This window comes from Hymenobacter terricola, from assembly GCF_017921975.2.
Lineage (GTDB): Bacteria > Bacteroidota > Bacteroidia > Cytophagales > Hymenobacteraceae > Hymenobacter > Hymenobacter terricola.
The window spans coordinates 275,408-290,483 of the sequence record NZ_JAGEMO020000007.1; the positions used below are offsets into that span (position 1 = coordinate 275,408).

Below are 15,076 nucleotides of genomic sequence, written 5' to 3' on the forward strand. Positions count from 1 at the left end.
CCCCAACCCCTTTTGCCATGGCGGATTCCGCAACCCCAAAAATTGCCTTCGAGGCGCTAACCTACGACGACGTACTGCTGCTGCCAGCGTACTCCGAGGTTTTGCCCCGAGACTGCGACACCGGCACCCGCCTCACCCCCAACATCCGGCTGCAAACCCCGCTCATTTCGGCGGCCATGGACACCGTCACGGAGTCCGACATGGCCATCGCGCTGGCGCAGGAAGGCGGCCTGGGCATTATTCACAAGAATATGTCCATCAAGGCCCAGGCCGACCAGGTGCGGCGCGTCAAGCGCAGCGAGTCGGCTCTGATTCAGGACCCGTTCACCCTGCCGCCCTCCGCCACCCTGGGCGACGCCCGCCACCTGATGCGCAAGCACGGCATCGGCGGCATTCCGATTATTTCTGAGGACCGCCGCCTCGAAGGCATCCTCACCAACCGCGATTTACGCTTCGAGCGCGACCTCACCCAGTCCGTAACCACCGTAATGGTGCCCCTGGCCCGCCTCGTGACCGCCCCCGCCGGCATCGACCAAACCGCCGCCGAGGAGCTGCTGCAAGACAGCAAAGTCGACAAGCTGCCCTTGGTGGACAGCAACGGCCACCTCGCCGGCCTCATGACTTATAAGGACATCCGCAAGCGCCGCCGCGCCCCCCACGCCAGCAAAGACAGCCAGGGCCGCCTGCGCGTCGGCGCCGCTGTGGGCGTGACGCCCGATTTGCTTCAGCGCGTAGCCGCGCTGGTTGAGGCCGGGGTTGACATTGTCAGCCTCGACACTGCCCACGGCCACTCCAGGGGCGTAATGGACGCCGTGCGCGCCATCAAAGCCGCCTACCCGAACCTCGACGTGATGGCTGGCAACGTGGCCACCGCTGCTGGCGCCCGCGCCCTGGCCGACGCCGGGGCCGACTGCGTGAAGGTGGGCGTGGGGCCGGGCTCCATCTGCACCACGCGCATCATCGCCGGCATTGGGGTGCCGCAGCTTTCGGCCGTGCTCGAAGCGGCCCGCGGCCTGGAGGGCACCGGCGTGACGCTGGTGGCCGATGGCGGCATCAAATTCTCCGGCGACCTGGTGAAGGCGCTGGCCGGCGGGGCCGCCGCCGTGATGGTGGGCTCGCTGCTGGCCGGCACCGAGGAAGCTCCCGGCGAGCTCATTATTTACGAAGGCCGCAAGTACAAGTCGTACCGCGGCATGGGCTCGGTGGAAGCCATGGAAGACGGCAGCAAGGACCGGTATTTCCAGGACGCCGAGGACGACGTGAAGAAGCTGGTGCCGGAGGGCATCGTGGGCCGCGTACCGTTCAAGGGCAATGTATCGGAGGTGATTTACCAGCTGGCGGGCGGGCTGCGCGCCGGCATGGGCTACGTGGGCGCCGCCAATATTGAGGCGCTGCAAGCCGCGCAGTTCGTGCGCATCACCGGGGCCGGCCTGCGCGAATCGCACCCGCACGACGTACAAATCACCCGCGAAGCTCCCAATTATTCGAGCCGGTAGGCGGCTTCCGTCACGGGCTGTTTCTCAAGAAAAAACGTCAGCGAATGCTGACGTTTTTTCTTGAAACCGGACGGTAACCCCCTCATTGGTTTTGGGCGCGTGATTGTATCTTGCATGCCGGTTGAGCGTTGGCAACGACGCGACGGGCTGGTATGCTTGTGTTATTCCTAGTTTCTGTCTGTGCGTCATCCGCTCCTGTATCTTGGTTTTTTGCTGGCATTGCTGAGCGGCGGCTTGGTGATGGTCAACCTGTTGGGTCTTGGCGGCGCCGGGGCTCCCCAGTGGATAACCTGGCTGATGCTGGCCGCCGACCTGGGCGTGCTGGGCCTGCTGGCCGCGCTGCTGTTCCGGCCCCCGGCGGTGTCAATTGAAAAGGCAACCTCGTTGCGCCGCACCGAAATCCAGAGTCTGCAGCACCTGGTCCAAATCATCCAGCGCGGCCAAACGTCGGGGGAAGTTTACCGCATTCTCCTCGAATCGGCGGTGCAAACGGTGCAGGCCGATGCCGCCTGGCTCGACCTCGCACCCGACCACACCGAAGCGGAAACGCCCAACGCCACGCAATACGTCAATTTGGCGCCGGGCCAGGCCGACGAGTTGCGGAAGCTCCTCAATCTCCACAACCTGCCTGAGGGCGAATTCATTACGAATGACCTAAACCTCCGGGCTGGGTTCGAAGGCTTGCCGCAGAAATTTCGTTCGCTGCTGCAGCTGCCCTTGCGCGGCATGCACTTCACTTACGGTATGCTGCACCTGCTCAAAGTTGAGCCGCACACCTTCGTTACCGAAGACCTCAGCGTTCTGCAAACATTCACCAGCCAGGCCGTGCTCAGCATCGAAAACCTGGAGCTGGTGCGCACCTCGCTGGCCAACCAACGCACCCAGGAGGAACTCAAGATTGCCTCCCAGGTCCAGGATAGCCTCATCCCGAAGAATCTGCCGACGGATAACTGGTTTGACATCAGCTCGCATTCGCTGGCAGCAAAGGAAGTGGGCGGCGACTTCTACGACTTTCTGCACCTGCCGGGCCGGCGGCTGGCCGTCATCATCGGCGACGTGAGTGGCAAGGGCGTGACGGCCGCTTTCCACATGGCCCAGATGAAAGGAATTTTCCACTCGCTGATGCAGGAAAATCCCCTGGCCAAGAACGAGCGCGACAAATTCCCGGTCCCCAGCAAGTTCATGGCGCAGGCCAACACGGCCCTCATCCACTGCCTGGAAAAGTCGTCGTTCATCACCTCTTCGCTCTACATCATTGATTATGAGCAGGGAGGCTTCGTCTTTGCCCGCGCTGGGCACTGCCACACGCTCTACTACCACGCCCTGCGCGAGGAAGTATTCTACTTCGAATCGCAGGGCCTCGGCCTCGGCATCATCCGCAACGAGAGCTACGAGAAGCACATCAAAAACCAGTTTTACGACTACAGCCCCGGCGACGTGATGGTGATTTACACCGACGGCATCGTGGAAGCCCGTGGCGGCACCGGCACTGACGAGTACGGCGAGGACCGCCTCAAACTGCGCCTCGAAGAAAGTTATTTTCAGGAAGCCGATGACATCAAAAACTTCATCCTCGAGGACTTGAACGCCTTCACGCAGGGCTTTCCCATCCACGACGACCAGACGCTGCTCGTCATTAAATTCAAATCGGCCCAACCCCCACCGTTGGCCTGACGTATCGCCCTCATTATGAAAGTTACCGCTCAACCCTCCGCCGATACCCTCACCCTCTTGCTCGATGGTGAGCTGGACGCTAGTTCCGCCATTGTCCTTGATACTGAATTAGCAAAACCCGACATTTTAAATTTCCACAAGGTGCTCATCGATTGCGCCAAGCTCAGCTACATTTCCTCGGCGGGCCTGGGCGTATTTATTTCGCACCTCCAGCGCTTCCAGGATGCCAACGTGAAGCTGGTGTTTTTTAACATGCAGGAAAAAGTGTTCAACGTGTTCGAAATTCTGGGTCTGGATGCCTTGATGACCATTGTTCCCAGCGCCACCGAAGCCGAAGCCGCTTAATTTAATTATGAGTTAAGAATTATAAGTTATGAGTTGAAATTGCCTACCGGCTGTCTTTAACTCCTTTTTCAACTTATAATTCATACCCCATAATTCATAATTCCTCTATGAAGTCGGTCCTCCGCATTGCCTGTTCCCGTCGCCACCTCCAGCAGGTGCGGGACTTCGTGCGGAATTACCTCAGCAGCCGGCAGTTGTCCGAAGTGACGGTGAACCAAGTGGTGCTGGCTGTGGACGAAGTGGTGGCCAATTTCATCATTCACGCCAATGGCGAGGACGAAAACCAGTTTCTGGATTTGGAATTGGCCATTAATGAGCACGACCTGAACGTGGAAATTGCCGACCACGGCGACACCATCTTCCTGCCAGGGGCCCACCAAAGCCCCGACCTGCGCGACTACATCCGCCAGGGCCGCAAAGGCGGCATGGGCATGACCCTGGTGAATCGACTCATGGACCGGGTCGAATTCTTCACGCGTGGCAACCACACCGTTTGCCACCTGAGCAAGCATTTGGCGTAAAAAAACCAGAAGCAGAACAGTAGCAAAAGGACGTCCGGCTGTGCGCAGTTGGGCGTCCTTTTTTTTGGCCTGACCATCTGACCGTTCATTTGCTTATTTCCCCCCGGAAATTAGTTAATTTCGCACCGGTAATTTTATGCCCGCGTCGCTTGCTTCTTCTTACCCGGCGCGCTCGTCTCCTTCATCGTTATATGCACAAACGCATTTTGTACGCCGGCGCTGCCGTCGTCACGCTGCTGGCTGGCTGCCAGGCTTCTAAACCCGCCGCAACCACTGCTTCGACCGCTACCACCTCCGGCCCCGCTGTCGAAACGCTGGGCACCTACCCGGTGCCAGCCAACGAGTTTGCCTACGTGTACCGCAAGAACAACAGCACTGCGGCCGACTACGGCACCCGCCAAAGCGTGACCGATTACCTGGACCTGTACACGAATTTCCGCCTCAAGGTGCTGGAAGCAGAGCAGAAAGGCCTCGATACCACGCAGGCCTTTAAGCGGGAACTGGACGGCTACCGCCAACAGCTGGCTCAGCCGTACCTGACCGAGAAAAGCGTGACCGACCAGCTGGTGCGCGAGGCCTACGACCGCATGAGCCAGGAGGTGAATGCCTCGCACATCCTCATCCGGGTAGCACCCGATGCCACGCCGCAGGACACGCTGGCCGCCTACCAGAAGATTGATAAAATCCGCCAACAGGTGCTGGCCGGGGCTGATTTTGCCCAGCTGGCCCGCACCCAAAGCGAAGACCCTTCGGCCAAAGAAAACGCTGGCAAGCTGGGCTACTTCACGGCCATGCAGATGGTGTACCCGTTCGAGTCGGCGGCCTACAAAACGCCGGTGGGCCAGGTTTCGGCCCCCATTCGCACGCGTTTCGGCTACCACATCATCAAGGTGAATGATAAGCGGGCCGCGCAGGGCGAAATCAAGGTGGCCCACCTCATGATTCGGATGAATGCCAACGCCGCCAAGGCCGACTCGCTCACCGCCAAGAAAAAAATCGACGAGTTGTACAGCCGCCTGAAGAAGGGCGAGAACTGGGATAAGCTCGTGGCGCAGTTCTCGGAAGACGCCGGCTCGGCGGCCAATGGCGGGGAATTGCCGCCCTTCGGCACGGGCCGCATGATTCCCTCGTTTGAGGAAGTGGCATTTAAGCTCCAAAAACCCGGCGACATCGCCGCGCCGGTGCAGACGCCGTACGGCTGGCACATCATCAAGCTGATTGAGCGCCAGCCGGTGGCCAAGTTCGCCGATGTGGAATCATCCCTGAAAAGCAAAGTAGCCAAGGATTCGCGCTCGGAGCTGAACAAAGCGGCTTTCCTGAAGCGCGTGCGCCAGGAAGACCAGTTCGTGGAAGTGCCGGCGGCCAAAACCTACGCCTTCAGCAAAGCCGACACCGCGCTGGTAGCCGGCCGCTATAAGTACATGGCTCCGGCCGCCACGGCCAAGCCCGCAAAAGGTGCCATAAGTGACAATGCGGCCTTGTTCACCATCAAAGGCAAGCCGTATTCGGTAAAAGACTACCTGACGTATGTGCAGCAGAACCAGCGGCCCCGCACGGGCGCCCAGCCCAGCTTCGCTATGCAGCAGCTCTACGACCAGTACGTGGAGCAGTCGCTGACCGAGTTCGAAAAGAACAGCCTCGAAACCAAATACGAGGACTACCGCATGCTGGTGAAGGAGTACCGCGACGGCATCCTGCTCTTCCAGTTGATGGACGAGAAAGTGTGGAGCAAAGCCATTGAGGACACCGTGGGCCTGAAGAAATACTTCGCCGACAACCAGGCCAAGTACCAGTGGGACCAGCGTGTGCAGGGCACTGTCATTAGCGCCGCTACGCCTGCGCTGCTGGCCCGCGCTCAGAAAGAGCTGAAAGCTGGTCGCTTTGCGGTCACCAAAGGCGTTTCGAAAGCGGTACAGTTTACCTCGGGCACGGCCTTTCCCAGCAAGCTTGGCAACATGGCCCTGGATGAGATGGCCAAGCGCATGCTGCAGGATACGCTGAGCCGCGTCACCTTCACGGGCCGGGCCAGGAAAGGCGAAAAAGCCGGCCTGGCCGCCGCCCGCGCCGATTCGGTTGCGCGCTATCTGCGCCGCCGCGGCGTTTCGGCCCGCCGCATCAGCAAAGTGGTGCAAAAGACGTCGGCCGCCGATGCCAGCGCCCAGATTGCGCTGGTGAGTGGCAGCCCTACCGCCATCGAAGCCGGACTGAACGAGCAAAACCCGTTGTCGGTGCAAATCACCCAGAAGGTTTTCCAGAAAGGTGACAACAAAGCCGTGGACGACCTGATGACCAAGGGTCCTGGCACGTACAATGTGCAGAAAGACGGCCGCTACTACGCCGTAACCATCGATAAAGTGCTGCCCGCCGGCCCCAAATCGCTGGCCGAAGCCCGCGGCCAGGCCACTTCTGACTACCAAACCTATCTGGAAAAGGAATGGATTGGCCAGATGCGCGCCGCCCGCCCGGTGAAGGTAAACGAAACCGAGGTGAATAAGCTGATAACGAAGTAATCAGCTTGCGGTTAACAGTGAGCACCTATCAGTGAGCAAGAGGCCGAAAGGGGTTGCTCACTGATAGGTGCTCACTGTTAACTGTTTTGAGCCTGCAACCTTCCGGGCGGGGCGATGCTCCTTGTTTTTGTCTGCCAACGGATTTATCGTGAAATTTGTGGGCCCGGTTGTGTGTTAAGCACGCACGGACCAAACTCCGGCACCGTGCCATTGGGTTTATATAGAACTACTCTATGCTTGTTAAAGTGAATCGCATCGCGGCGTTGGCCCTGCTTACGTTGCTGCTGCTACTGGGCTTTGCGCCCGCGTCCCGGGCCCAGTTGGGCATTAGCCGGCCCAAAGGCCAGCAGCTGCTGGACGGTATTATTGTGAAAGTGGACAACCAGATTGTGCTCCGCTCCGAAGTGGAGCTCATCTACGCTCAGGAAGCAGCCCGCGCGGAGGGCAAACCCTTGCCGCCGGACCTGAAATGCAAAATCCTGCAAAGCCTGGTGCTGAACAAGCTGATGCTGGCCCGCGCCGAAGTTGACTCCGTGACCGTGACCGACCAGCAGGTGAACAGCGAAGTTGACCGCCGCATGGCCTATTTCGTGCAGCAAATCGGTTCAGAAAAACGCCTGGAAGAGCAGTACAACAAGCCAATTAAGTCGCTGAAAGATGATTTGCGGCCGCAAATCAGGGACCAGCTCACGCAGCAGAAAATGCAGGAAACCATCACCGGCAAGGTGACGGTGACCCCGCGCGAGGTGGCCCAGTACTTCACCAAAGTGCCCAAGGACAGCCTGCCCTACTTCAGCACCGAAGTGGAAGTGGGCCAGATTGTGGTACCGGCGCAGGTGAATGAGAAGGCCAAACAGGCCGCCATTGCCAAGCTGAACGACCTGCGGGCGCAGGTGCTGGCCGGGGCTGATTTCGCCACTCTCGCCAAGGCCAATTCGGAAGACCCGGGCTCGGCGAAGGAAGGCGGTTACCTGGGCTTTTTCAAGCGGGGCGAGCTGGTGCCGGAGTACGAAGCGGCGTCGATGAAGCTGGAGCCGGGGCAGATGTCGCCCGTGGTGCAGTCGCAGTTCGGCTTCCACCTGATTCAGTTTATTGAGCGCAAGGGCAACACGTATTCGACGCGCCACATCCTGCTCAAGCCCGAAACCGGCACCGCCGATGCCGGCGCCTCGGCCACCTTGCTCACCAAGCTGCGCCGCCAAATCCTGTCCGACAGCATCAGCTTTGCCAAGGCGGCCAAGGACAATTCCTCGGATAAGAGCAGCAGCAGCAACGGCGGCCTGCTCCAGAACCGCCAGGACAACGGCTCGCGCCTGCCCCTCGACAAGCTCGACCCGGCCATCTTCTTCACCATCGACACCATGAAGGTGGGCCACATCACGCCACCCCTGCCCTACCGCACCGACGACGGCAAGGACGCCATGCGCATTCTCTGGCTGAAATCGAACACCCCGCCCCACCAGGCCAACCTGAACCAGGACTACCAGAAAATTGCCGCCGCTGCCCTGAACGAGAAGCGCAACAAGGCGCTGGATGAGTGGTTTCTGAAGAACCGGGGCACGGTGTACCTCGAAATCGCCCCGGAATATGCCCAGTGCAAGGTGCTGGACGTGGCGGAGAAGTAGATTAGTTGTTGGTTGCTCGTTGTCAGTTGTCAGTTTGTTCTAACAGTTGAATTTCGAGCTGCTTTGACTACCAACTGACAACGAACAACTGACAACCAAATGACGAACGACAAAGAAGCCGCCGATGCCCTGGCCGCCTCCTTCCAGAAGCTGCGCCAGGAAATCGGCAAAGTCATCGTGGGGCAGGACGAAGTGGTGCGGCTGGTGCTCACCGCCGTGTTTTCGCAAGGCCACAGCTTGCTGGTGGGCGTGCCCGGCCTGGCCAAAACCCTGCTGATTCAGACCATTGCCGACTCGCTGGACTTGTCGTTCAACCGCATTCAGTTCACGCCCGATTTGATGCCTTCGGACATCGTGGGCTCGGAAACGATGAACCAGCAGCGGGATTTTCACTTCGTGAAAGGCCCCATCTTCGCCAACATCATTCTGGCCGATGAAATTAACCGGACGCCGCCCAAAACCCAGGCGGCCCTGCTGGAATCGATGCAGGAATACGCTGTGACGGTGGCCGGGCAGCGCTACCCCTTGCAGCGCCCGTTTTTTGTGCTGGCCACCCAAAATCCCATCGAGCAGGAAGGCACCTACCCCCTGCCCGAGGCGCAGCTCGACCGCTTCATGTTCAACATTGAGCTGGGCTACCCCACGTATGCCGAGGAATTGAACATCGTGAAGCAAACGACTTCCGACCGCAAGCAAACCGTTAATAAAGTCCTGCACGCGGCCGATATCCAGGCTTTCCAAGAGTTGGTGCGCCGCGTGCCGGTGGCCGATAACGTGGTGGAATACGCCGTGAGCCTCGTGCACAAAACCCGCCCCGGCACTGAGCGCGCCGCCCCCCGCGCCACCCAGCTGCTGGAGTGGGGAGCCGGGCCGCGCGCCTCGCAGCACCTCATCGTGGGGGCCAAGTGCAATGCCCTGCTCAACGGCAAGTATTCGCCCGATATTGAAGACGTGCGCGCCGTGGCGGTGCCCATTCTGCGCCACCGCCTCGTGCGCAACTTCAAAGCCGAAGCCGAAGGCATCGGCGTGGAGCAGATTGTAAAAGAGCTGTTATAAGAATGAAATTTACGGGGACGTCATGCTGAGCTAGCCGAAGCATCTCTACTGCGCAACTAATCTCATCAAGTGAATTACTCTCGTGGTAGAGATGCTTCGGCAAGCTCAGCATGACGTTCTTTTTGCCCCTACCCAATATGGAAGCCCAAGCCTACTACCAGCAATTTGAGCGCAACGTGCGCATCATCCTCGACGCTCTGGCCGCCGGCCTCGACCTGCGTACCACGGCCCTCGAAACCAGCCTGCCCATTGAGGTGTACGTGCTGTGCGAGGTGCTGAACCAGGGCGCGGGCGAGGACTTTGCCCTCACCGCCACCGGCGTGGCGCGGCTGGCGGAGTTTCAGCAGCAGTTTATGAAGCACGAGGGCCAGACGCTGGCCGCCCTGCAGCGCGTGCTGGCCGACAAGCGCGGCACCATGCGCACCCCCGAAGGCCGCGTGCTGGTGAAAGAAATGCTGATTCGCCGGCTCGAATTTTTCAACGAAGCGGCCCGGCAGGTGAACGTAATGCGCACCCAGCAGTCGTTGGGCAGCCCCAGCCAGTACGTGGGCGTGAACAAATAACCCGGCTGTTACTTTACGAAAGGCCGCTTCTGAGCTCAGAAGCGGCCTTTTTGCATTAGCTTGACCACGTTAAGCCAAACTAACGCTTTCTCCCAAACTCCCCTGCCATCGCGGGCATTTTCGCCGTATTACGAAACCATGTTGCCCCGCGCTCCGCTCTTTACCTCCCGCCTCTGCCTGCGCCCCTACGAAACGGCCGATGCGGACGCGTTTTTCACCCTGCTGCACGCCGACCGCGCCCGGTTCCAAACCTCCTTCCCCGACCGCCTGCAGGCCGTGCGCGTCCCCACCGATGCCCACGCGGCCCTCCACGATTTTGCGAACGACTGGCGCACCGGCCGCTTCTACGTGTTTGGCATCTGGCACCGCGCTACGGCCGCTTACCTCGGCGACATCTGCCTCATGCCCCAGGCCAAGGGCCAGGCCGAAATCGGCTACTACCTGGCCGCCGCCGCCGAGGGCCAGGGCTTCGCCCGCGAAGCCCTGGCGGCCGTCATCGGCTTTGGGTTCGGGCCGGTGGGCAGCCAGCGTCTGCTCATTCGCTGCTACGCCAACAACACCCGCGGCCAGGCCGTGGCCCGCGCCGCCGGCTTCCAGCCCGAAGCCCCGCCCAAGCGCCCGCACTGGTTCCGCAACGCCGACGCAGTGGGCAACATCCGCCGCTTCTGGCTCTCCCGCGACGGGGAGTAGCCCGGCTGCCGCGCCCGCCCCAGAGGGCATATCGGGTTGCAACAAGGACTCCGGGACCACCCCGGAGGGCATATCGGGTTGCAACAAAGGCTCCGGGACCGCCCCGGAGGGCATATCGGGTTGCAACAAAGGCTCCGGGACCATCCCGGAGGGCATATCGGGTTGCAACAAAGGCTCCGGGACCGCCCCGGACCATCTGCTGCAATCCGTAACGGCTTGGGGGCAGCTACACTACTGCCCCACCCGCACGCGCCGGGCCACGTTGCCCAGTAGCCACTCCTGCCGGAAGTTGAGGTACACCCCAAACGAGAAATCCAGCAGTTGGGCGTTGAAATCGTAGAGTGGCTCGACGCGCACGGTGAGAGCGGCCGCGTCCGAGATGCGGAAGTCGCGCAGCAGCCGCACCAGCAGAATCTTGCGCTGGCGGTCCAGGTAATCGGGGTTCGATACCGTGCGCGAGGCACTCTGGAACAAGTCGCCCCCCAGCGGCGAAATAAAGCGCGAGCCCTGCCAGTAGCTCAGCATTACATCGGCGTAGCGCGTTTCGAGAGTCGTGTTCAGGTACAGGCCCCGGCCGTATTTGAAGGGCAGTTGGCCCTGCGTGGGGGAATTATCATTGAAGCCGAGCACGTAGCCGTTGAAGCGGAAAGCCTGAATTTCAGAGCTGCTGAACGAGCGACGGGCTTCAATTCCTACCGCTTCATTAAATAGCGTTTGCAGGGGCTTGTTGAGCGTATCAATCTGCCCGCCGTGGTGCTGGGCCGTGAACTGGAACGGAATTGAAACCCGCCACTTGCTTTCGTCGCTGCTGAGGCGGTAGCTGCTGCTGAGGCCGCCCGTTATTTCTTCCTGGTAGTTGCTGTAGCGGTATTGCTGGCGCTGCCAGTCCACCCACACGTCCAGAAATAGCTTATTTCCGAGGTAGCGGTACTGCAAGCCTTCTTCCAGCGGGTTTAGTATCACGCGCTCAAAGTTGAGGAGCGGTTCAATGTAATTATGGTTGAGATTGGCGCGGACATTCCCCAGAATGAATTGGTTGTGGCCTTTCGTCCAGGTAGCACGGTAGGTGGGCCGCACTTGCTTCAGCACGGGGTTGCCGAAGTCCTTCCAAAGGAGTACACCGGCTTCGAGGCGCAGGTCTTTGGTGGGATAATAAACCAGTTCCGGGTTTAGCTGCGTGCCAAACAGCGTGTAGCCGTCCACAATCTTGTTGAAGTATTCGTTGTCTTTAAAGAAGGTGAAGGAGTTCACCGCAAGCCGCATATCGCCAGCCGAAATGGTTTCCTCTAGTAGGAGCTGTCTTTTTTCTCTGTCGAGCGAATCATCCAATTTGGTATCGGGCCCATCAGGATTCCGCAAGATGTAAGTATACTTTAACTGGCCGGGGCGGCTGCCAATAAACGCCCGATTATCCACTTGCGCCCGCGCTTCTCCCACTCTAATTAGCACACCCACAAGGGCAACTAATATTTTTAGATAATTCCGCATATATTTCGCCTTTCAACGGCACCAAACCGCCGAGCACTGTGTTAGAAAAAGCCGCCGTAAAAGGGCCTAATCCGAGGTTTTACTGAGGAATAGATTTATTCGATTGCGACCCGGCCAAAACCGTTAACTTTACCAAACCTAATTCCTTTTTCTCAAACACCCCCACATGGCACTAGCTACCAAATCGGCCCCGAAAGTCGAAAAAGTTGAAAAGGCTGAGAAAGGCGATATGAATGTCGCGGCCGAAAAGATGAAAGCGCTCCAGCTCACGCTGGATAAGCTGGACAAAGCCTACGGCAAAGGCACCGTGATGAAGCTCAGCGACAACAAAGTTGGGGACATTCCGAGCATCAGCACCGGTTCGCTCTCGCTCGACATCGCGTTGGGCATTGGCGGCGTGCCCCGTGGCCGCGTGGTGGAAATCTACGGCCCGGAATCGTCGGGTAAGACCACCCTGACCATGCACATGATTGCCGAAGCGCAGAAGAAAGGCGGCATGGCCGCGTTCATCGACGCCGAGCACGCCTTCGACAAGTCTTACGCCGAGAAGCTGGGCATCGACACTAGCAACCTGCTCATCGCCCAGCCCGACAACGGCGAGCAAGCCCTCGAAATTGCCGACCAGCTGATTTCCTCGGGTGCCATCGACATCATCGTGATTGACTCCGTGGCCGCCCTCGTGCCCAAAGGTGAACTCGAAGGTGACATGGGCGACTCGAAAGTCGGCCTGCACGCCCGCCTCATGAGCCAGGCCCTGCGCAAACTCACCGGCACCATCAACAAGACCGGCTGCTGCTGCGTGTTCATCAACCAGCTCCGCGAGAAAATCGGCGTGATGTTCGGCTCGCCCGAAACCACGACCGGCGGTAACGCCCTCAAATTCTACGCTTCTGTGCGCCTCGACATCCGCCGCATCGGCCAAATCAAGGAGGACAAGGACAATATCACCGGCAACCGCACCAAGGTGAAAGTGGTGAAAAACAAAGTGGCGCCGCCTTTCAAGGTGGTCGAGTTCGATATCATCTACGGCCAGGGCATCAGCAAAGTCGGCGAAATAGTTGACCTTGGGGTCGATATGGGCATCATCGGCAAGTCGGGCTCGTGGTTCAACTACGGCGAAACCAAAATCGGCCAGGGCCGCGAAGCCGTGAAAACCCTGCTGCTCGACAACCCCGAGCTGGCGGCTGAAATCGAAGCCAAAATCCGGGCCATGGCCAAGGGCGACTCCGACGTCATTCCCGTGGACCTGACCATTGTTGAGGACGGCGAAGACACGCTGTAGGCACCGTTGCGCTATCCGCGAATAATCCAAAGCCCGTTGCCTATTGGCAACGGGCTTTTTTTATGTTCGTACCTTTACTTTGCTCAGGAGGTGGCATTACGTTTGTCTACGTCCCGCACCGCTTTGTTCTTATGTTATAGGTATTGTTATGGCCCGCCGTTGGTTCTTTTTTACTCCCATTATCCTGTTGCTTCTGATTGCCGCCCAGCCCGCCTTAGGCCCCGGCGATGCCGTTCGCAGCATTCCGCAAACCAGTTTTGGGCGGGGCGAAACCATTAAGTACACCGTTCACTACGGCCTCATCAACGGCGGCGAGGCCACCGTGGAAACCGGCGGTAGCCTGGAGCGCGTGAACGAGCGCCCCTGCTACAAAGCCACCGTGAGCGGCAAAACCACCGGCTCGTTCGATTTCTTCTTGCGCATCCGCGACCAGTGGCGCGCCTACATCGACACGACCAGCATCCTGCCCATCCGCGCCCAGCGCGACATTGCCGAGAAGAACTACCGCAAGAAGGAAACCGTCGATTTCGACCACTTCCACGACATTGCCGAGGTGCAGGACCATAACAAGGAGAACCCCAAGCACACCACCGTAAAGGTGGCCAATAACACCCTGGAGCTGGTGAGTGGCTTTTATTACCTCCGCACCATCAATTTCGACCACATGAAAGTGGGCGACGTCATCCGGATGCCCGGCTATTTCGACGGCGACAATTTCATGCTCGAAGTGACCTACAAAGGCCGCGAAGTGGTGGAAACGAAAGCCGGCGATGTCCGCGCCTTCAAGCTGGTGCCCAAGATGCCGAACAACAAGCTTTTCCGGGGCGAAAACGCCATCTCCGTGTACCTCTCCGATGACCGGAACAAGATTCCGGTGTTGTTCCAGGCCGAAATGTTTGTGGGCACCGTGAAGGTGGACATGGTGCGCTACCAGGGCCTGAAATGGCGCCTGAATATGGTGCAGTAAGGACGGGAAACGGGCCGTTGCAGCACGTTCCTTCAGTTGCCAGGCGCCAAAGCAGTTACCTCATCGTTGGGCCTGCCATAAACAACGGATTTTCTTACTGATACGCGACTATCTTGCCTCTGCATGGAATATTCCGTTCAGCGATTAATTCTGGATTTTTCAGTGGTGCCGGTGGTCATTGCCAGCATCATTGGGGTAGTGCGGTTCCGTCGGCTCGACCAGGCGCTCCGGTATTTGACGGTGCTGACGCTGTGTGCGCTGGCTGTGGAAATAGTAGCCCGGACGCTGCTGGCTCACGGAAAGCCCAACCTTTTTTTGGCCCCCATCGACACCACCATCGAATTTACCTTGCTGGCCTTGGTCTACCGGCGCACCCTGCGCCCGGCGGCCCTGAGCCGCTACATGCCGGCCATTGTGGGCGCCTTTGTGCTGGGCTCGCTGCTCACCTACAGTCCGCGGCTGGACACGGCCGAATTCAGCCCGATTCAGCGGTTCATCGAAAGCCTCCTGGTTCTCACGTTCGTTTTGCTCTTTTTTTATCGGGAGATTACCCGCAAAGTCGTGCTCGCACGGCTGGAGCGCGAACCGCTGCTTTGGGTTTCAACCGGACTGCTGCTCTATTTCTCGGGCAACATTCTCATTTTTTTGTCCAGCAACTATGTGCTCCATCTCTCCCATACTTTAAGCCTGAATGTGTGGACTATACACGCTTTACTATACATTTTTCTGAACATCCTGTACTCCGTTGCGCTGTGCATCAACCCGCGCAGACACGTATAGCGGGGCTGCTACGAATGCCGGCGGCAGCGGCGGTCTGGCTGCCCAGGTCTTTTTGCTGAGGCGGCACGGGCATCACACA

At 59.2% G+C, this 15,076-nt stretch carries 13 protein-coding genes; 12 read left to right on the forward strand and 1 reads right to left on the reverse strand.

The genetic code is table 11. From position 1 onward, the window contains the following. Positions 1-17 precede the first annotated feature (17 nt). From guaB to J4G38_RS07910, 9 genes are all read left to right on the forward strand, one after another. Positions 18-1,496 (forward strand): IMP dehydrogenase, encoded by a 1,479-nt coding sequence (gene guaB / locus J4G38_RS07870; protein WP_210513723.1) that lies wholly within the window; start codon positions 18-20, stop codon positions 1,494-1,496. A 180-nt stretch (positions 1,497-1,676) separates the two neighbouring features. Continuing rightward, the gene (locus tag J4G38_RS28940; protein ID WP_210513722.1) at positions 1,677-3,170 is read left to right on the forward strand and encodes a PP2C family protein-serine/threonine phosphatase; all 1,494 of its coding nucleotides are present in this window, start codon (positions 1,677-1,679) and stop codon (positions 3,168-3,170) included. A gap of 15 nt (positions 3,171-3,185) precedes the next feature. Beyond that, positions 3,186-3,515 carry an STAS domain-containing protein gene (locus J4G38_RS07880; RefSeq protein ID WP_210513721.1) on the forward strand — a complete coding sequence of 110 codons (330 nt, stop codon included), beginning with the start codon at positions 3,186-3,188 and terminating at the stop codon, positions 3,513-3,515. Between the two features lie 107 nt (positions 3,516-3,622). Then, positions 3,623-4,036, forward strand: coding sequence for an ATP-binding protein (locus tag J4G38_RS07885; RefSeq protein WP_210513720.1), 414 nt, complete (start codon positions 3,623-3,625; stop codon positions 4,034-4,036). A 191-nt stretch (positions 4,037-4,227) separates the two neighbouring features. After that, complete coding sequence (locus J4G38_RS07890; RefSeq protein WP_210513719.1) at positions 4,228-6,546, forward strand: peptidylprolyl isomerase; 2,319 nt, start codon at positions 4,228-4,230, stop codon at positions 6,544-6,546. Positions 6,547-6,779: 233 nt separating this feature from the next. Beyond that, positions 6,780-8,171 (forward strand): peptidylprolyl isomerase, encoded by a 1,392-nt coding sequence (locus J4G38_RS07895; RefSeq protein WP_210513718.1) that lies wholly within the window; start codon positions 6,780-6,782, stop codon positions 8,169-8,171. Between the two features lie 99 nt (positions 8,172-8,270). Further along, the gene (locus tag J4G38_RS07900) at positions 8,271-9,227 is read left to right on the forward strand and encodes an AAA family ATPase (RefSeq protein ID WP_210513717.1); all 957 of its coding nucleotides are present in this window, start codon (positions 8,271-8,273) and stop codon (positions 9,225-9,227) included. Between the two features lie 137 nt (positions 9,228-9,364). Then, entirely contained in the window at positions 9,365-9,790 is a 426-nt protein-coding gene (locus J4G38_RS07905) for a hypothetical protein (protein ID WP_210513716.1), read from the forward strand. 138 nt (positions 9,791-9,928) lie between these two features. After that, positions 9,929-10,480 carry a GNAT family N-acetyltransferase gene (locus J4G38_RS07910; RefSeq protein WP_210513715.1) on the forward strand — a complete coding sequence of 184 codons (552 nt, stop codon included), beginning with the start codon at positions 9,929-9,931 and terminating at the stop codon, positions 10,478-10,480. 231 nt (positions 10,481-10,711) lie between these two features. Here J4G38_RS07910 and J4G38_RS07915 read toward each other — a convergent pair whose 3' ends face one another. Then, positions 10,712-11,743: a hypothetical protein gene (locus J4G38_RS07915; protein WP_210513714.1), complete on the reverse strand. Its 1,032-nt coding sequence runs from the start codon at positions 11,741-11,743 to the stop codon at positions 10,712-10,714. A 454-nt stretch (positions 11,744-12,197) separates the two neighbouring features. Here J4G38_RS07915 and recA point away from each other — a divergent pair, with 454 nt between their 5' ends. The 3 genes from recA to J4G38_RS07930 all read left to right on the forward strand — a co-directional run bounded on the left by recA (position 12,198) and on the right by J4G38_RS07930 (position 14,997). Next, positions 12,198-13,250 (forward strand): recombinase RecA, encoded by a 1,053-nt coding sequence (gene recA, locus J4G38_RS07920; RefSeq protein ID WP_210514075.1) that lies wholly within the window; start codon positions 12,198-12,200, stop codon positions 13,248-13,250. Positions 13,251-13,437: 187 nt separating this feature from the next. Then, positions 13,438-14,217, forward strand: a complete 780-nt coding sequence (locus J4G38_RS07925) for a DUF3108 domain-containing protein (protein ID WP_226163274.1) — start codon at positions 13,438-13,440, stop codon at positions 14,215-14,217. Positions 14,218-14,340: 123 nt separating this feature from the next. Then, positions 14,341-14,997 (forward strand): hypothetical protein, encoded by a 657-nt coding sequence (locus J4G38_RS07930; RefSeq protein ID WP_210513712.1) that lies wholly within the window; start codon positions 14,341-14,343, stop codon positions 14,995-14,997. Positions 14,998-15,076 lie beyond the last annotated feature (79 nt).